The organism is Pseudomonas sp. GW456-E7 (assembly GCF_059424105.1).
Map to the genome: position 1 here is coordinate 38,280 of NZ_JBWKZB010000033.1, position 17,309 is coordinate 55,588.

The 17,309-nt window shown below is 57.0% G+C and carries 15 protein-coding genes and 1 pseudogene; 6 read left to right on the forward strand and 10 right to left on the reverse strand.

Annotated features, from left to right (window positions below; genetic code table 11):
• Positions 1 to 311: 311 nt before the first annotated feature.
• The 4 genes from AC07YV_RS20205 to AC07YV_RS20220 form a co-directional block, all read right to left on the reverse strand.
• The gene (locus tag AC07YV_RS20205; protein WP_102701486.1) at positions 312 to 962 is read right to left on the reverse strand and encodes an Eco29kI family restriction endonuclease; all 651 of its coding nucleotides are present in this window, start codon (positions 960 to 962) and stop codon (positions 312 to 314) included.
• Positions 959 to 2,170 carry a DNA cytosine methyltransferase gene (locus tag AC07YV_RS20210; RefSeq protein WP_102701487.1) on the reverse strand — a complete coding sequence of 404 codons (1,212 nt, stop codon included), beginning with the start codon at positions 2,168 to 2,170 and terminating at the stop codon, positions 959 to 961. The genes AC07YV_RS20205 and AC07YV_RS20210 overlap by 4 nt, the downstream gene beginning before the upstream one ends.
• Positions 2,167 to 2,586, reverse strand: coding sequence for a very short patch repair endonuclease (locus tag AC07YV_RS20215; protein ID WP_102701488.1), 420 nt, complete (start codon positions 2,584 to 2,586; stop codon positions 2,167 to 2,169). The genes AC07YV_RS20210 and AC07YV_RS20215 overlap by 4 nt, the downstream gene beginning before the upstream one ends.
• A 154-nt stretch (positions 2,587 to 2,740) precedes the next feature.
• Positions 2,741 to 3,751, reverse strand: coding sequence for a hypothetical protein (locus AC07YV_RS20220; RefSeq protein WP_102701489.1), 1,011 nt, complete (start codon positions 3,749 to 3,751; stop codon positions 2,741 to 2,743).
• Positions 3,752 to 3,975: 224 nt separating this feature from the next.
• Here AC07YV_RS20220 and AC07YV_RS20225 point away from each other — a divergent pair.
• A pseudogene (locus AC07YV_RS20225) lies at positions 3,976 to 4,206 on the forward strand (EI24 domain-containing protein); the annotation flags it as partial.
• Between the two features lie 246 nt (positions 4,207 to 4,452).
• On the opposite strand, the gene AC07YV_RS20230 reads toward AC07YV_RS20225, so the two are convergent.
• Positions 4,453 to 5,049 (reverse strand): hypothetical protein, encoded by a 597-nt coding sequence (locus tag AC07YV_RS20230; protein WP_102701490.1) that lies wholly within the window; start codon positions 5,047 to 5,049, stop codon positions 4,453 to 4,455.
• 344 nt (positions 5,050 to 5,393) lie between these two features.
• Here AC07YV_RS20230 and AC07YV_RS20235 point away from each other — a divergent pair, with 344 nt between their 5' ends.
• Positions 5,394 to 6,989, forward strand: a complete 1,596-nt coding sequence (locus AC07YV_RS20235) for a family 20 glycosylhydrolase (protein ID WP_102701491.1) — start codon at positions 5,394 to 5,396, stop codon at positions 6,987 to 6,989.
• A 107-nt stretch (positions 6,990 to 7,096) separates the two neighbouring features.
• On the forward strand, positions 7,097 to 8,296 hold the full coding sequence (locus AC07YV_RS20240; protein ID WP_102701492.1) for a glycosyltransferase family 4 protein: 1,200 nt from the start codon (positions 7,097 to 7,099) through the stop codon (positions 8,294 to 8,296).
• A gap of 119 nt (positions 8,297 to 8,415) precedes the next feature.
• Here AC07YV_RS20240 and AC07YV_RS20245 read toward each other — a convergent pair whose 3' ends face one another.
• The 3 genes from AC07YV_RS20245 to AC07YV_RS20255 form a co-directional block, all read right to left on the reverse strand.
• Entirely contained in the window at positions 8,416 to 9,519 is a 1,104-nt protein-coding gene (locus AC07YV_RS20245; RefSeq protein ID WP_102701493.1) for an NADH:flavin oxidoreductase, read from the reverse strand.
• A 188-nt stretch (positions 9,520 to 9,707) separates the two neighbouring features.
• Positions 9,708 to 10,190, reverse strand: coding sequence for a glutathione peroxidase (locus AC07YV_RS20250; RefSeq protein ID WP_008046206.1), 483 nt, complete (start codon positions 10,188 to 10,190; stop codon positions 9,708 to 9,710).
• A 122-nt stretch (positions 10,191 to 10,312) separates the two neighbouring features.
• On the reverse strand, positions 10,313 to 10,798 hold the full coding sequence (locus AC07YV_RS20255; protein WP_007942189.1) for an FKBP-type peptidyl-prolyl cis-trans isomerase: 486 nt from the start codon (positions 10,796 to 10,798) through the stop codon (positions 10,313 to 10,315).
• Here AC07YV_RS20255 and AC07YV_RS20260 point away from each other — a divergent pair.
• The 3 genes from AC07YV_RS20260 to yihG all read left to right on the forward strand — a co-directional run bounded on the left by AC07YV_RS20260 (position 10,767) and on the right by yihG (position 14,157).
• A complete protein-coding gene (locus tag AC07YV_RS20260) occupies positions 10,767 to 11,093 on the forward strand; it encodes a DUF3565 domain-containing protein (RefSeq protein ID WP_102675406.1) in 327 nt (108 codons plus the stop codon). The two genes, AC07YV_RS20255 and AC07YV_RS20260, sit on opposite strands and share 32 nt — an antisense overlap.
• Positions 11,094 to 11,154: 61 nt before the next feature.
• Complete coding sequence (pta, locus tag AC07YV_RS20265; protein ID WP_102701494.1) at positions 11,155 to 13,254, forward strand: phosphate acetyltransferase; 2,100 nt, start codon at positions 11,155 to 11,157, stop codon at positions 13,252 to 13,254.
• A complete protein-coding gene (yihG, locus tag AC07YV_RS20270; protein WP_102701495.1) occupies positions 13,255 to 14,157 on the forward strand; it encodes a 1-acylglycerol-3-phosphate O-acyltransferase, YihG family in 903 nt (300 codons plus the stop codon). It begins immediately after the preceding gene.
• 153 nt (positions 14,158 to 14,310) lie between these two features.
• Here yihG and cysN read toward each other — a convergent pair whose 3' ends face one another.
• Together cysN and cysD are read right to left on the reverse strand one after the other, a co-directional pair.
• The gene (cysN, locus tag AC07YV_RS20275; protein WP_102701496.1) at positions 14,311 to 16,209 is read right to left on the reverse strand and encodes a sulfate adenylyltransferase subunit CysN; all 1,899 of its coding nucleotides are present in this window, start codon (positions 16,207 to 16,209) and stop codon (positions 14,311 to 14,313) included.
• A 9-nt stretch (positions 16,210 to 16,218) separates the two neighbouring features.
• On the reverse strand, positions 16,219 to 17,136 hold the full coding sequence (cysD, locus tag AC07YV_RS20280) for a sulfate adenylyltransferase subunit CysD (RefSeq protein WP_007970286.1): 918 nt from the start codon (positions 17,134 to 17,136) through the stop codon (positions 16,219 to 16,221).
• Positions 17,137 to 17,309: the final 173 nt, after the last annotated feature.

Below are 17,309 nucleotides of genomic sequence, written 5' to 3' on the forward strand. Positions count from 1 at the left end.
GTTTTCCTCGCATACAAAAAAATGAGGGCGTTTTGCCATCATCACAAAAACCCTCCCTAACGAAGCATGCCTTGCTAACTCAATTTGTCTTTCAATGCTGGCCGTTACAGCACTCGTTCGACAGATATAGGTCCAGCCTGATGAAGCGAAACAACAAGTCGTAACTGACGAAAGCTTCCAGGTCATCAGCGTAAAAACAGTACAAAAAAAAAGACCAACTTTTCAGTTGGTCCTCTTTTGAAATGTACGTAATGCGCCATCAAGGCCAAGAAATATAAATCGCTCCCATCTTCGACCCGACTGTAGATGAATTACTCGCCTTCAGCTTTGATGAACTGGGTCGAAAGGCTTGGGGCTCGCTCACGAAGGTAGGTCTCAGCATCGTCTGAAATGTCCTTCGCTTTCTCGGGCCGCTCAGCAAGATTCATTGCCCATGATCGACCTGGATGCAATACGTCCCAGCGCGGACGCATGCCGGCGTGACGCCCCTTTCCTGGGTTGTGGTTGCCGAAGCCATCAATCAGCGAATTCCACACTGGTGTAAATCTCGCAATGATCAGCGATTCCCCCAGCGGAATCCAAATGTCATCCACAACCAAAAAGCGGCAATGAAAATCGTCGATATTCAAGTTATCAGCCGCACGAATGCTGTCAGCATGTTCCTTCAACCGCTTTTGAAGAACTTTCCCCGGAGAAGAGCCAAGATCACCGCCCATTCTGGCTCCGGCTGGAACAGCCTTGCCTACATAAATCGGCAGCATAAACTGTCCGCTTTGGTTCAAAGACGCTAAGCGCGCATACGCAGGGAAGTCACCGGTGTAGTAGATCGCATACACACCTGCACCATCAAAAGCTGGCAATGCGCTGAGTGGATGTACTTCCTTTGACAGCAGAGCTTCTGCAACGCTGGCACCTAGGTTTTTCTTATCCAACGGATTAAATGGAATGACTTTGCCCGTCATGCGACGTTTACCACCTTCTTGACGGTTTTCTGAATGCGGATGATTTCAGCAATTGCCAATTTCTCCGCAACACTCGAAGCCACACGCTGCGCCAGTAATACCGGCACCGCATTACCGAGCTGTCGCATTGTTTCGGACCAGCTTCCATGGAACCGAAAACCGTCTGGGAAGGTTTGGATGCGAGCACTCTCACGGACAGTGAAATAACGTACATCACCATTTGCCTTGACCAGCATGTTTTCGCCGCCCGGTACACCATGATCACCAGCTTTCAGAGTTTTGGCTGGCAAATCCAATGGGCTACCCGTATGACCAGGGTAGGAACGAGCACCACCTTGGAACGTATGGTTAGGCACTTTCAGCGCTGCCTTGGTTTCAGGATCAGGGAGGTCGGCAATCGCATCACGAACGGTTCTCCATGGCGCTTTATCCATGGGAAGCAAATCGTTCTTCAGCTTACGGACACGTGACAAAAGCTTGGTGGGAACTTCTGGCATTCTGAGTCCATGCCGAGCCCAGTATTCACCGGTAATCCACTGGGAATGTAGCAAGGCATCGTAGCTATGTGTTTCTTCCGGGATGGACCATTCAACTCCGAGGTCATCCCTAAAACCAACGATAAAGACCCGCTCCCGTTTCTGCGGTACGCCATAGTCAGCTGCGTTCACGAGGGTCGGTACCACGTTGTAGGTATGACCTTTACCCTTGCGCTTACCCGAGGTTCGCTCAGCTTGCAGACGCATCAAATGATCATGCCACCCCTCGTCCTTTCGACGTGGTAATTCTGGGAACTCAAGCTGGAGCAAAATGTACTGGTAATAATTCGCGAAAGCAGCCCGTGTCAGACCCTTTACGTTTTCTACGATGAAAGCTTTTGGCTTCAATTTGCGGATGATTTCAACGGTCGCGGGAAACATGTCACGACTATCATCGTAGGCACCATGTTTACCGCCGATGGAGAACGGTTGGCACGGAGGACCACCGGCAAGCAGCTCAATGCCTTCCGGAACACCGCTCCAGTCAAACCCACGCACATCACCTTCGTGTAGCTGCCAGTGCTGCACCAAGGGATAGCCACGTTTCTGGTTTTCACGGACAGTATCGCAAGCCCACTTATCCCATTCGACGACAGCCAAGTGTGAAAATCCAGCTATTTCACACCCCATTGCAAGGCCGCCCGCACCCGCGAATAGCTCAACGGATTTCATTGCGTGTTCCCCCGACCAAGAAAGCCATTCAGCATTTTCTCTAGTAAATTCAAATCTTTAAGCTCGCATTCCCAAATCACAAGAACTTCCCATCCCAGTGACTTTAGCTGATGCAGCGTGCGTGTATCGCGTTCTCGGTTGCCTTCCAATTTTGGAATCCAGAAATCCAACCGAGACTTAGGTAATCTTGCGAGTGGACAGCCGTCATGTCGGTGCCAAAAGCATCCGTGGACGAAAATGGCTTTCTTCTTGCCCTTGAAAATGATGTCCGGGTTACCTGGAAGGCTACGGTCGTGAAGCCGATAGCGAAATCCCATCGAAAAAAGTAACCGCCGCACCACCATTTCCGGCTTAGTGCCCTTCGACTTCACCTTCGCCATACGTAAGCTTCGGTCAGAGGGGGTCAGCGTATCCACGAATCTTACCAGTCAGACGGAATCCATTCATTATGAAATGCTCCGAACGGGTACATCGGAGATTCGATGAAACCTCGGACATTGGAGCGTAAAAAACCACCATCATTGATACGCTCATCCCTGCAACCGTGGTGAGTAAGCCATCACCCGTCTCTCATTTTCGACAAATGGATACAGCCTGACCACGTAATTCGAAGAAAATCATGTCGATGCTGAGAGCCTTCAAAGCGCCTTGTATATCGTTCGAGATCATTTCACCTTTTGGTATTACGACGACCTTTTTGACATCCATTCCGGCCTGATTTTCGTGCACCAGTAATTGGCCAATTGCAGTGTAGAGGGTCTGCCTTGAGGCGTTCGTTTTGACTTCGTATAGCTCAATCAAACTACCTTCCTTGTCCTGCACACCAAGATCGATATAGGCATTTTTAATGACCTTCAGTCCGAAATTTTCGCGCGACTTGAGTACCCAGCTAGACAACGCGTGCACGATGTCGCCATGCCGGGTGATGTATTCAAACTCCTTCTTCCGGACACCTTTTTTCCTTCCAGAGAACTCCTTGAAGTAATCCTTGTAGCTAAAGCCGTCTTCAGCCTCATCAATCGCAGCGGGCTCCGCTGCCGTAACAGCAGCCTTAAAGTCGATCACCGATTGGACAAACGATGAAACGTTGGCGCTCAAGCTTGCACCATCGATTTCGCTCACGATTATCCCGAATCGATAGCTCCCGTCAGATGCCATAACCGGTTCAGGTCGTTTGCTCGACCAGCGTAGAAAGTTTTCCTGACCTATTCCAGGTCGCCCGCCGCCAACGCCGCCATCATGCATAAGATAGATGGAGCCAGTAGCCTGATCCTTGGCAAAGAAACCAGACACCGTCCTAGTATTGCTCTCGACCGGAATGTTGATCTCGACGGCTATCTGAAGGTTTCCTGAATTGTTATAGACGCCAAAAGAGTTCCAGTAACGCAATGTATGCTGGTCATCGTGAGGCCTTATCTGGGCGAACCAAAGCACGCCATTGTGGGCAATCGGCAATACTTTGCTCGAAGGTCGCCAAACTACCGTCCGACGCTCCTCCCCATTCCAGGCACTCTCCATCGCCTTGGCAAAACGCCGTTGGGCGGCAATCTTTTCACTTTTGGTTTCCACCAGCTCCAACATTTTCCGCTCCTTTGGATGACATCAGATGGCCGCCATTAGACCCGCTATTTCTTCGTCCTTCCACCTACTCGGGATGTGACACTCCCAATCGTTTTGGTCGAGTTTCAGATCGAGAATCGACTTCAAAATTCCAGCTCCTAACTGACCCATATTCCTGATACATTTCCCACTCCCCCCTTTGGGAAAGGGCGGTGAACGACGTGGCTTTCGGACTATGCATGCCCACTTTCCAGTACATCGACTACCCGGCGGACAACCACAAGCTGGGCTGGAACGAGATGCTCGGCTGGCTGCGCGAGAAGCGCTGGCAGAGCATGAGTTTTGGCGGGATTGTTTATCTGGTGTTGCTGATTCCGGTGGTCAACATCCTGATGATGCCGGCGGCAGTGGCCGGTGCAACGCTGTTCTGGGTACGCGAGCGTGGCGTCCAGACGCTGACAACATCCGCAAAGTAAAAAAGCCATCCAGGCAGTCAACTTGCGTGGTCACGTAATCACCTGCGGGCGAAGGTCTGTCATTAGTAGCGCTGGTCCTACCCGGGGAAGTCAGATAAAAGCTGCGGCAAGAGTATTTCTCTTGCCGCAGGCCTCACAACTGACTCACTATCCACCCTCCAAAGTTGCTTCGTCTACAAACAGACGTGGAAAACGGAAAATGGCAAGGGCGCAATTCTTGGTGTTGTCAGTTATTAGTGGAATATCTTACTGCACGACAAACTCGATTTGACCGCTTGGGTCAGATGGCTTGCCACACAAAACTTGCCGAACCTTGACATGCTTGACACCTTTATCCCAAACACGGCTGTAACTCCACTGTGTTCCATTAGGTTTTATTGCGGCCTTGCCTAAAACACTAAAGTCGTGGTTCAGCACTTCAACCGCTTCTGCTCCGGCGGTACAGTTGCCTTCGATGAGTATCCTACCTTCGGAAAAGCGACTTTCATCTTTTGGGCTAGTAATACTTGGAGCGTTCAAGGATGGAGCGACAAAGAAGAGACGTTGCTCAGTTGGGGCGGAAGGCACACCAGCAACACTCTGTTGTGCCCTCACAACCTTAGTGCCTTCGTCCCAGTTACGACTGAAATACCAGGTTTCCCCGTTCACTACGGCAGAGCCCAGCTTACTGTAGTCATAGTTAAGCACGTCAACTTTTGCCCCCTGCAAACAACTCCCCTCAATAAACACCCGTCCCAAAGCGTGACGAGTTCCGTTTAAAGGATATGCGATCGTCGGCATGGGGATGCTGGCCTCTGCAGCTCCATTTGGAATTAATTCAACTTTCGATTGATCTGTCATCATTACTACTCCTTTTGTCAGGCAAAATTACCTGTGATGCAGAGCTATTGTTCCGTTGAATGAAAACAAAAAACACCTGTAACAACTGACAGTCCCGATAAGCGGCAGTCAGTGATACGCAAGCGAAGCTGATATTTCTCCAGCACATCATCCAAACACTTGATTTCTTCAATGAAACTAAATGAATGAACGGCATAACTTTCTGAATTTTTACTAAAAACTGTTACTTCTTACAGTAGCCGTTGCTACGCATAAGGTATCCAATACGCTGAGGGACTCCCCCCTAACTTGAGATCCTTCAGCTATCAGGGATGAGTCACGACTACAACTTATGGAATTCCCGCTCAATGACACCGCCAATCCACGACCCCGCCTCGACTTGCATGATGCCTGGCGAAAATCTCAGTACCGAGAATCAGAATGTATCCTTTCCCTGGACCCGCATGAGTCCGGCAGTGCTCTATGCGAAACCAGAAGCGGGAGATGATTTTGTCATCAGTGAAAGCTCGCGCATTCTCATCGACAGCGAGAGCCTGCGCCCCCTGGCTACACGACTGGCAGCCGGGTTCGCCGGTGCCGCCGGGCTTGGCAAGCCAACGACCATTGCGCTGCTGCCAGGCGTTCCCCCACTACCGGGTGACGTATTGTTGAAACTGTCCGCACCGAATACGGCGGACGTCCCGATTCCAGTCAATGGGAAAAGCGAAAGTTACCGGATTGATATCTCAAGCAATGTCCTGGTCACCGCACAAACCCTGGAGGCCATGGCCCGGGCCCTGACTACCCTGCATAAAGCTGCACGAGTTTCCACCACACTTGATCCAGGGGTTGTAATTGATGCACCCCTGTATGCCGAGCGCTCGGTAATGATCGATATGGGCCGCTGGTATTTCAGCCCCGATTGGGTAATCAACCTGATTCAGGAAATGGCCTGGAATCAACTCAATACACTGCATTTGCACCTGACCGATAACGAAGGGGTCAGGGTTATCTTTCCTTCTTGTGTGGACATCTCCAGTTCCGATGCCTGGAGCGCAGAAGAACTCAAGCGCGTCCTCGACACCGCCGCCTCCTACCATATTGAGGTGATTCCCGAACTCGACATGCCTGGACACATGGACCGGATACTACGCGACCGACCTCAATTCCACCTTCGCCTCAGTAATGGCACCGTTGTATCTAAAGCGCTCGATTTCAGCATTCCTGCGGCGCGTTCCTTTATCAAAACGCTTGTCTCTGACCTTCTCACAATGTTTCCACAGAGCCGGCGTATCCATCTGGGAGCCGATGAGTACTTTCTCCGCCCGATCACCCACGACAACACTCCACAACTAGCCAAATATGCACGTGATATGTCCGGTAATCCAAATGCCACTTCCGAGGACGCTGTCAGGTACTTCATCAATTACGTGGCAAGTCTGATACTAAACAGAGGTAAAATCGCGCGAGTCTGGAACGACGGGGCTGTTCGACCCAACCCGGTCATTGCGGTGAATAAAAAGGTAGAAATCGAGTGCTGGAGTCTATGGGGCAGCCTGCGCGGAGAAATGACTGCACAAGACCTGGTCAATGCCGGATACAACGTGATCAACGCCCATGGCGACTTTTATTTCATCGTTAACAAGACCTGGGACAATATCCTCCACGCCAAGCACTCGCCTCGCGGTATTTATGATACGTGGCGAGCCAACCATTTCATGGACAAAGCAGGAGGCGCGATAACGGAGATTCCCGCGGACAGTCCATTTTTAGGGGGGGCGGGAATCCAGTTCTGGATCGAAGTGCCGTCCTTCAGTTCCCCGGAAGAAGCCTGGAATCAGTTGATACCTTGGCTGTTGCCACTGGGGCAACGCACTTGGGACTCTCCAAACAGCGCTGCCGACTACAAATCACTGTCACTGATCGCACGCGCCGTAGCCCATCCACCGCCAGAACCGTGGTAACTGAATAGGTTTCGTGAGTATCTGACTCAGTACTTGTCAGTGCGCACCGGTTCACCGGCCAGGCCCACAACGTCACAAATCCATCATCCCGACGTCACACTGACGACATGGCCCCAGCCGACACTGGGGTCATGACGACAGCTCTGCATATCACCCTTATCACCGAAACCTTCCCTCCGGAAATCAACGGCGTGGCCAATACCCTGGGTCGCTTGTGCGACGGTCTGCGCGCACGCGGGCATCAGGTGGAACTGGTGCGACCACGCCAGGGCTGCGACCAGCAGTTGGGCAGCGACGATGAGTTGCTGCTGTGCCGCGGCTGGCCGCTACCGGGCTATCCCGGTCTGCAATGGGGTCAGTCGTCGATGCACAAGCTGCTGCGGCGCTGGACGCGTCACCGCCCGGACGTGCTCTACATCGCCACCGAGGGCCCGTTGGGCCTGTCGGCCCTGCGTGCTGCACGGCGTCTGGGGATTTCCGTGGTCAGCGGTTTCCACACCAATTTCCAGCAGTACTCCAACGAGTACGGCCTTGGCTTGCTCACGCGCCTGCTGACTCACTACCTGCGTTGGTTCCACAACCGCTCGACCATGACCCTGGTGCCCAGCGTCAGTCAGCGCATGGAGTTGGAACGACGGCATTTCGAACGACTGGCGTTGCTCTCCCGAGGGGTCGACAGTGAGTTGTTTCACCCGGCCAAACGATTAAGTGCCCTGCGTGAGCAATGGGGACTGACCGAGGAAGACATCGCCGTCATTCACGTCGGACGCCTGGCCCCGGAAAAGAATCTTGGCTTGCTCAAACGCACCTTCAATACCCTCAAGGCGAGTTATCCCCGGCGCACCCTGAAACTGATCGTGGTCGGCGACGGTCCGCAGCGCCAGGAACTGCAAAACGAAATGCCCGAGGCGATTTTCTGCGGCACCCAGCGGGGTGAAGCCCTGGCCTGTCACTACGCATCAGGCGACGTGTTTCTGTTTCCGAGCCTGACCGAAACCTTCGGCAATGTGGTGCTTGAAGCACTGGCCTCGGGGCTCGGCGTGGTGGCCTACGATCAGGCGGCGGCGGCCCAGCATATTCGTCATGGCTACAACGGTGTGTTGGCGATGCCGGGGGATGAAGAAGCGTTCTGCGATGCAGCGGCATGGCTGCTGGAGGACAGGGAGGCCTTGCGCAGTGTGCGGCTCAATGCACGCCAGCATGCCAGTCGCCAAGGCTGGGCGACGATCATCGAGCAGTTCGAGGGACAGTTGCGCGGGGCTTGTGCCGGGGAGAGGGTGGTGCCGAATGCACCGATTGTTCCCTGATTTTGTAGTGCTCTTTAGTCAGTCTTCGCGAGCAAGCCCGCTCCCACATTGGTTCTGTGTCGTACACAAATCCCTTGTGGGAGCGGGCTTGCTCGCGAAAGCGTAAGGCCAGACGCCGCTTAAACCAGCGTCATCAACGCTTCACGGCTGAACGGCAGGATGTCGTCCTCACGACCATCGCGTACTTTCTGTGCCCAGTCCGGGTCCACCAGCAACGCACGACCGACCGCTACCAGGTCGAACTCGTCGTTGTTCAGGCGCTCCAGCAGTTTTTCCAGGCTGGCCGGTTGTGCCACCTTGTCGGTGTTGACCATGAACTGCAGGAACTCGCCATCCAGGCCGACGCTGCCCACGGTGATGGTCGGCTTGCCGGTGAGTTGGCGGGTCCAGCCAGCCAGGTTCAGCTCGGAACCGTCGAACTCCGGCTCCCAGAAGCGGCGGGTCGAGCAGTGGAAAATATCCACGCCGGCATCGGCCAACGGCTTGAGGAACTCGCCCAGCGCCTCCGGGGTTTGCACCAGACGCGCGGTGTAGTCCTGCTGTTTCCACTGGGAGAAGCGGAAGATGATCGGGAAACCTTCACCGACCGCGGCACGCACGGCCTGAATCAATTCAATGGCGAAGCGCGAACGATTGGCCAGGCTGCCGCCGTATTCGTCGGTACGCTGGTTGCTGCCTTCCCAGAAGAACTGGTCGACCAGGTAACCGTGGGCGCCGTGGATTTCCACGCCGTCCATGCCGATGCTCTGGGCATCCTTGGCAGCCTGGGCGAATGCGGCAATCACGTCCTGGATATCCTGTTGGGTCATGCCGTGCACAACGACTTGGCCGTCCTTGATTTTTTCCGACGGGCCATAGCCTCTCACGCTGGCGTCCGGCTCGGTGCCGATACGACGTACGCTGCCCACGTGCCACAACTGCGGAACGATCTTGCCGCCTTCGGCGTGAACGGCGTCGACGACTTTCTTCCAGCCGGCCAGAGCCGCTTCACCATAGAAGTGCGGAACGTTAGGGTAGCCGTTGGACGCCTTGTGACCGACGGTGGTGCCTTCGGTGATGATGAGGCCAACGCCCGCAGCGGCGCGGCGACGGTAGTACTCGATCACTTTGGAATTCGGCACGCCGCCCGGAGAAAAGGAGCGGGTCATCGGCGCCATGACGACACGGGTCGGCAATTCGAGGGTGCCGAGGTGGAACGGTTTGAACAGGGCTTTTACGGGCATGGGACGCTCCACGGAAGAAGGACTTTATGACGGTGATAATATGGAGGGATCCGCTGCTTGAACAGCATTATTGATTTTGGTGATTAACGGTCAAAAGACAGAAAGCAAAAGATCGCAGCCTTCGGCAGCTCCTACGATCCTGTGTAGGAGCTGCCGAAGGCTGCGATCTTTTGATCTTGATCTATGGCTTAACTCAGCGCTTTTTCAATCGCATGAACAATGGTCGGATCATCCGGCGCCGTGCGTGGCGAGAACCGCGCCAGTACGCGGCCATCCTTGCCCAGCAGGAACTTCTCGAAGTTCCAGGTGATATCGCCGGGGAATTCCGCGCCCTCGCCCGCCAGCAAGCGGTACAACTGATGACGGTCATGCCCGTTGACTTCCAGCTTGCTGGACAACGGGAAGGTCACACCATAGTTGAGGCTGCAGAAATCCTTGATCTCCTGCTCGGTCCCCGGTTCCTGCCCGGCAAACTGGTTGCACGGCAGGCCCAACACGCTGAAGCCTTTGCCCTTGTATTGTTGGTAGAGGTTTTCCAGCGCCGCGTATTGCGGGGTCAGGCCGCATTTGGAGGCGACGTTGACCACCAATACGACTTGGCCTTTGAAAGGCGCCAGAGGTAGCTCCTGTCCATCCAGGGCTGTCAATTTAAGGTCGTGAAAAGCACTCATGGCGTACTCCAGATTCCCGTGTTCTTCTCGAAACAGCCACTTGGCGGTGTCGTCAGGGACAGCCGCAGACTAAAAAGGCGCCCTCGGGGCGCCTCTCCAGTTATCTGAGCTTAGCGCAGAAATCAGTGGTGATGGCCACCTTCGCCATGGACGTGGCCATGAGCGATTTCTTCCTGGCTGGCGTCACGGATGGCAACGATCTTGACCTGGAAATTCAGGCGCTGACCGGCCAACGGGTGGTTGCCGTCAACGGTCACGTCGTCGCCGTCCAGATCACGGATGGTCACGATCTGCATCTGGCCGTCCGGAGCGGAAGCGTGGAACTGCATGCCCACTTCCAGCTCGTCGACGCCTTCGAACATGCTGCGGCTCAGGGTGCTGACCAGTTCGGCAGCGTATTCGCCGTAAGCGTCTTCAGGTTCAACGGCTACGGTCAGCTCGTCGCCGACAGCCTTGCCTTCCAGAGCCTTTTCCAGGCCCGGGATGATGTTGCCTGCGCCTTGCAGGTAGACCAGCGGCGCGCCGCCGGCGGAGCTGTCGATGACCTCACCAGCGTCGTTGGTCAGGGTATAGTCGATGGAGACAGCCTTATTGGCGGCGATCAGCATGGGGCGAGACCTTTTGCATAAGAAGATTGAAAGGCCAAGTTTAGCGAAGCAATCGACTGAAAGCGAACACAACCCGGACAAACGGGATTCGACGGTCACAGGCTTCCATCAGGACGAGGACGGCCACTGGGTGGCCGAGCTTTCCTGCGGCCACACCCAACACCTGCGGCACCAGCCGCCATGGCAATCCCGCGCCTGGGTCATGGACCCTGTGCTGCGCCAGGAAAAAATAGGCCAGCCCTTTGATTGCGGTTGGTGCGCACAAGGTACGGTTAGCGATAACCTTGGTGACTGAATTTCGGTAATCGACCAGCCATAGGTCGTGACCATTGCCATGCACCTTCCAGAGAATCCGCATGCAAACTTTTTTTATCGCGCCCACCGATTTTGGTGTGGGTCTGACCTCCATCAGCCTCGGGCTGGTGCGTACCCTTGAGCGCGCCGGGCTCAAGGTCGGCTTTTTCAAACCGATTGCCCAGCCGCATCCGGGCGACACGGGCCCGGAACGCTCCACCGAACTGGTGGCGCGTACCCACGGTTTGAAACCGCCTCAGCCACTGGGCCTGGCGCATGTCGAGCGCATGCTCGGCGACGGTCAGCTCGATGAGCTGCTCGAGGAAATCATCACCCTGTATCAGCAGGCTGCCATCGGCAAGGACGTGCTGATCGTCGAGGGCATGGTGCCGACCCGCAGCGCCAGTTACGCCGCGCGGGTCAACCTGCACCTGGCCAAGAGCCTCGACGCCGAGGTGATCCTGGTCTCGGCACCGGAAAACGAAGTGCTGACCGAACTCTCCGGTCGCGTCGAGTTGCAGGCGCAATTGTTCGGCGGCCCGAAAGACCCGAAAGTCCTCGGCGTGATCCTCAACAAGGTCAAGACCGAGGAAAGCATGGAGGCCTTCGCCACGCGCCTGAAGGAGCATTCGCCGTTGCTGCGCAGCGGGGATTTCCGTTTGCTCGGCTGCATTCCGTTCCAGCCGGAACTGAACGCCCCGCGCACCCGCGACGTCGCCGACCTGATGGGCGCGCAAGTGCTCAACGCCGGTGACTATGAAACCCGGCGCATGACCAAAATCATCATTTGCGCCCGCACCATGCGCAACACCGTGGAGTTGCTCAAGCCCGGCGTGCTGGTGGTGACCCCCGGCGACCGCGACGACATCATCCTCGCCGTCAGCCTCGCGGCCTTGAACGGCGTGCCGCTGGCCGGCCTGCTGCTGACCAGCGACACCCTGCCCGACCCACGCATCATGGACCTGTGCCGCGGCGCCCTGCAGGCCGGGCTGCCGGTGTTGTCGGTGAGTACCGGCTCCTATGACACCGCCAACCTGCTCAATGGCCTGAACAAGGAAATCCCCATCGACGACCGCGAGCGCGCCGAAATCATCACCGATTTCATCGCTGGCCATCTCGATGCCAACTGGTTGCACCAGCGCTGCGGTACACCGCGCGAGATGCGCCTGTCGCCAGCGGTGTTCCGCTATCAATTGATCCAGCGCGCCCAGGCGGCCAACAAGCGCATCGTGCTGCCCGAAGGCAGCGAGCCGCTGACCGTGCAGGCCGCGGCGATCTGCCAGGCCCGCGGTATCGCTCGCTGCGTGCTGCTGGCCAAGCCCGAGGACGTGCAGGCCGTCGCCCGCGCCCAGGGCATCGAGTTGCCGCCCGGCCTGGAAATCATCGATCCGGACTTGATCCGCGAACGCTACGTCGAGCCAATGGTCGCGCTGCGCAAAAGCAAAAGCCTCAACGCGCCGATGGCCGAGCAGCAACTCGAAGACACCGTGGTGATCGGCACCATGATGCTGGCCCTCGATGAAGTCGACGGCCTGGTATCGGGCGTGATCAACACCACCGCCAACACCATCCGCCCGGCCCTGCAGCTGATTAAAACAGCACCGGGCTGCACCCTGGTGTCTTCGGTGTTCTTCATGCTGTTCCCGGAAGAGGTGCTGGTCTACGGCGACTGCGTGATGAACCCGCACCCGAGCGCCAGCGAACTGGCCGAGATCGCCCTGCAAAGCGCCGACTCGGCCGCCGCATTCGGCATCACGCCGCGGGTGGCGATGATCAGCTACTCCAGCGGCGAGTCGGACAGCGGCGAGGAAGTCGCAAAGGTCCGCGAGGCCACCCTGCTCGCCCACGAACAACAGCACTCGCTGCTGATCGACGGCCCCTTACAGTACGACGCCGCCGCCAACGAAAGCGTGGCCCGGCAGCTGGCGCCGAACAGCCAGGTGGCCGGTCGTGCCACGGTGTACGTGTTCCCCGACCTCAACACCGGCAACACCACCCACAAAGCCGTGCAGCGCAGCGCCGACTGCGTCAGCCTCGGGCCGATGCTGCAAGGCCTGCGCAAACCGGTGAACGATTTGCCGCGCGGCGCGCAGGTCGACGACATCGTCTACACCATCGCCCTGACCGCGATTCAAGCCGCCAACCGACCTATGGATGTGTAAATGCTGGACTTCCTACCCGCCCCATTGCGCGGCGTGATCGCCTCGCTGCTGCTGGCATTGAACACGATTTTGCTCTGCTCGTTCCTGTTCTGCGTGGCGCTCGTCAAGGCACTGCCGTTCGCCCTCACCCAACGCATCGCGGGCTGGCTGATGAGCCATACCCATGAAGCCTGGATCAGCCTCAACAAAGGCTGGATGAACCTGGTGCGCCGCACGCGCTGGCACATCAGCGGCCTGCAAGGCCTCGACTACCGGCACTCGTACCTGATCACCAGCAACCACCAGAGCTGGGTCGACATCCTGGTGCTGCAATACGTGCTCAACCGACGGATCCAACCGTTGAAGTTCTTTCTCAAACAAGAGCTGATCTGGGTCCCGGTGATTGGTCTGGCCTGGTGGGCGCTGGGCTTTCCGTTCATGAAGCGCTACTCCAAGGCCTATCTGGAGAAGCACCCGGAGAAGAAAGGCAAGGACCTGGAAACCACCCGCAAGACCTGTGCCAAATTCCGCGACAACCCGGTGGGCATTTTCAACTTCGTCGAAGGCACGCGCTTCACCGAGGGCAAGCACAAGCAACAACAGTCCCCCTTCAAGTACCTGCTCAAGCCCAAGGCCGGCGGCATTGCCTTTGTGCTGGATGCGATGGGTGAGCAACTGGAGTCCATCGTCAACGTGACCATCCACTATCCCGCCGGGCGTCCTGGTTTCTGGGACTTGTTGTGCGGGAACATTGCGGATGTGGTGGTGCATTTTGAAGAGCTGAAGATTCCGCCGCAGTTCATCGGCAAGAACTACGACCAGGATGGTGAGTACCGATTGCAGTTCCAGGGCTGGATCAACCAGTTGTGGGAAGACAAGGATGCTCTGCTTGCGCAGATGCATCGGGAATTCCCGGGAGCTTAAGATCAAAAGATCGCAGCCTTCGGCAGCTCCTACACAAAGGTGCGCGTTTACCCTGTAGGAGCTGCCGAAGGCTGCGATCTTTTGACAATCTACAGAGCACAAAAAACCCGCCGAGGATCACTCATCGGCGGGTTTTTCATTTCTGGCTAACGCTTAGATCGCACCACGCTCACGCAGCAGACCCAGCACTTGCTTGACGCCTTCTTCCAGCGACACGGACTGGGTGTCGATCACCAGATCGGCATCCAGCGGCACGTCGTACGGGAAGGACTCACCCGGGATGTTATCCCCGGCCGCCGCGTACAGGCCTTGCGGATCACGCTCGGCGCAGACGGTCGGCGAAGCCTGGACGTAGACCGTCAGCAGACGTTCCTTGCCGATCAGTTCCCGGGCCTGTTCACGACCTTCGGCGCTCGGCGCAACGAACGCCGCCAGGGTCAGCAGACCGGCTTCGTTGAACTGACGCGCAACGTGCGCGGCACGGCGCCAGTTCTCGGTACGCCCGGCGCGATCCTGTGGCAGACCTTTGTTCAGGTCGTGACGCAGGTTCTGCCCATCGAGTACGAACACTGCACGGCCAAGGTCGAACAGCTTGCGTTCAACGGCATACGCCAGAGTGCTCTTGCCCGCGCCCGACAAGCCGCTGAACAACACGGTGGCCGGTTGCTGGCCGAAGCGCTGTGCGCGCTCTTCGGTGGCGACGTGGGCCAGCTTGCCGTGGTGCGTGCTGGTGCCATGGGCCAACGGCTGGGCGACGATCATGCCGGCGCCGACGGTGCCGTTGGTCAAGCGGTCGATGATGATGAAGGCGCCGGTGGTGCGGTTGCTGTCGTAACCGTCGAGGGCAATCGGCGCGTCGAGCGCGATCTTGACCTTGCCGATTTCGTTCAACTGCAACGCGCTGGCCGGACCTTCTTCCAGGGTGTTCACGTCGACCTTGTTGACGATGCTGGCGATGGAGCCCGGCACGTAACTGGTGGCGCGCTTGATGTCGTATTTCTTGCCCGGCAGCATCGGCTCTTCAGCCATCCACACCAGCATGGCTTCGAAGCTGTCGGTCACCGGCGGCACGTTGTCGGCGTGAACCAACAGATCACCACGGGAGATGTCGATTTCGTCTTCCATGGTCAGCGTGACTGCCTGACCTGGACCGGCATGTTCCAGCTCACCTTCGAAGGTGACGATGGACTTCACGCGGCTGCTCTTGCCCGACGGCAGCACCACGACTTCGTCGCCTTTCTTGACGATGCCGCTGGCCAGCGTACCGGCGAAGCCACGGAAGTTCAGGTTCGGACGGTTGACGTACTGCACCGGGAAACGCAGATCGGTGAAGTTGCGGTCGCCCGCCACTTCCACGGTCTCGAGGATTTCCATCAGCGACTGGCCGGTGTACCACGGCGAGCGCTCGGACTTGTTCACCACGTTGTCGCCCTTCAGTGCCGACATCGGCACGAAGTGCATGCTGGTGGGCTTCATCTTCAGGCCTTCGGCGAACTGCAGGTAGTCGGCCTTGATCGACTCGAACACGCCTTGGTCGAAGTCCTTGAGGTCCATCTTGTTGATGGCCACGACTATGTGCTTGATGCCCAGCAACGAGGCGATGAAGCTGTGGCGACGGGTCTGGGTCTGCACGCCGTAGCGGGCGTCGACCAGGATGATCGCCAGGTCACAGGTGGACGCACCGGTGGCCATGTTGCGGGTGTACTGCTCATGGCCGGGGGTGTCGGCGATGATGAACTTGCGCTTGGCGGTGGAGAAATAGCGGTACGCGACATCGATGGTGATGCCTTGTTCACGCTCGGCCTGCAGGCCGTCGACCAGCAACGCCAGGTCGATGTCTTCGCCGGTGGTGCCGACTTTTTTCGAGTCGCGGGTGATCGCTTCCAGGTGATCTTCGTAGATCATCTTGGAGTCGTGCAGCAGGCGCCCGATCAGGGTGCTCTTGCCGTCGTCGACGTTACCGCAGGTCAAAAAGCGCAGCAGCTCTTTACGTTCGTGCTGGCCCAGGTAGGCGAGGATGTCCTCGCTGATCAAATCAGATTGATGCGACATGACAGCCCCTTAGAAATAACCTTGACGTTTTTTGTCTTCCATCGAGCCTGCGCCATCGTGGTCGATGACACGGCCCTGGCGCTCGGAAGTTCGCGTCAGGAGCATTTCCTGAATGATGTCCGTGAGGCTTTCGGCCTCGGACTCCACCGCGCCCGTCAACGGGTAGCAACCAAGGGTACGGAAACGCACTTTCTTTTTGACGATGCGCGCTTTGTCTTCATCGCTCAGGTGCTCGAGGATGCGCTCGTCGTCGATCATGATCAGCGTGCCGTTCTTCTCGATGACTTCACGCTCGGCAGCGAAGTACAGCGGGACGATCGGGATGCCTTCAAGGTAGATGTACTGCCAGATGTCCAGTTCGGTCCAGTTCGACAGCGGGAAGACGCGGATCGACTCGCCCTTGTTGACCTTGCCGTTGTAGACGTTCCACAGCTCGGGACGCTGGTTCTTCGGGTCCCAGCGGTGCTTGCTGTCGCGGAACGAGTACACGCGCTCCTTGGCGCGGGACTTCTCTTCATCGCGACGGGCGCCGCCGAACGCTGCGTCGAAACCATGCTTGTCGAGTGCCTGCTTCAGGCCCTCGGTCTTCATGATGTCGGTGTGCTTGGCGCTGCCGTGGGTGAACGGGTTGATGTTCTGCGCCACGCCGTCCGGGTTGACGTGGGTGATCAGGTCGAGGCCCAGTTCGGCGACCATCTTGTCACGGAAGGCGTACATCTCCTGGAATTTCCAGCGAGTGTCGACGTGCATCACCGGAAACGGCAGCTTGCCCGGGAAGAACGCCTTGCGTGCCAGATGCAGCATCACGGCGGAGTCTTTACCGATGGAGTACAGCATCACCGGGTTGTCGAACTCGGCGGCCACCTCGCGGATGATGTGGATGCTTTCCGCCTCCAGCTGTTTCAGATGCGTCAGTTTGTCGACCATGGCTACTCACGAAAGCTTTCTTATGAACGGCCAGCGGGCCGTGTTCGAGCGGGGATCCTAGCACAGCGACCTCTTCTAATCAGGACGCCAACTAGATCGAAAGAGCATATGAATATGCCTGCCCGTTTGGGCTATTGAACCGCGAACACATCTCTGTAGGAGCTGCCGAAGGC

Excerpts from the sequence above, each read along its gene's own strand:
- AC07YV_RS20205 (WP_102701486.1), bottom strand. The coding sequence starts at position 962 with ATGACGGGCAAAGTCATTCCATTTAATCCGTTGGATAAGAAAAACCTA.
- AC07YV_RS20210 (WP_102701487.1), bottom strand. The coding sequence starts at position 2,170 with ATGAAATCCGTTGAGCTATTCGCGGGTGCGGGCGGCCTTGCAATGGGG.
- AC07YV_RS20220 (WP_102701489.1), bottom strand. The coding sequence starts at position 3,751 with ATGTTGGAGCTGGTGGAAACCAAAAGTGAAAAGATTGCCGCCCAACGG.
- AC07YV_RS20230 (WP_102701490.1), bottom strand. The coding sequence starts at position 5,049 with ATGATGACAGATCAATCGAAAGTTGAATTAATTCCAAATGGAGCTGCA.
- AC07YV_RS20235 (WP_102701491.1), top strand. The coding sequence starts at position 5,394 with ATGACACCGCCAATCCACGACCCCGCCTCGACTTGCATGATGCCTGGC.
- AC07YV_RS20240 (WP_102701492.1), top strand. The coding sequence starts at position 7,097 with ATGGCCCCAGCCGACACTGGGGTCATGACGACAGCTCTGCATATCACC.
- AC07YV_RS20245 (WP_102701493.1), bottom strand. The coding sequence starts at position 9,519 with ATGCCCGTAAAAGCCCTGTTCAAACCGTTCCACCTCGGCACCCTCGAA.
- AC07YV_RS20250 (WP_008046206.1), bottom strand. The coding sequence starts at position 10,190 with ATGAGTGCTTTTCACGACCTTAAATTGACAGCCCTGGATGGACAGGAG.
- AC07YV_RS20260 (WP_102675406.1), top strand. The coding sequence starts at position 10,767 with ATGGAGACAGCCTTATTGGCGGCGATCAGCATGGGGCGAGACCTTTTG.
- AC07YV_RS20255 (WP_007942189.1), bottom strand. The coding sequence starts at position 10,798 with ATGCTGATCGCCGCCAATAAGGCTGTCTCCATCGACTATACCCTGACC.
- pta (WP_102701494.1), top strand. The coding sequence starts at position 11,155 with ATGCAAACTTTTTTTATCGCGCCCACCGATTTTGGTGTGGGTCTGACC.
- yihG (WP_102701495.1), top strand. The coding sequence starts at position 13,255 with ATGCTGGACTTCCTACCCGCCCCATTGCGCGGCGTGATCGCCTCGCTG.
- cysN (WP_102701496.1), bottom strand. The coding sequence starts at position 16,209 with ATGTCGCATCAATCTGATTTGATCAGCGAGGACATCCTCGCCTACCTG.
- cysD (WP_007970286.1), bottom strand. The coding sequence starts at position 17,136 with ATGGTCGACAAACTGACGCATCTGAAACAGCTGGAGGCGGAAAGCATC.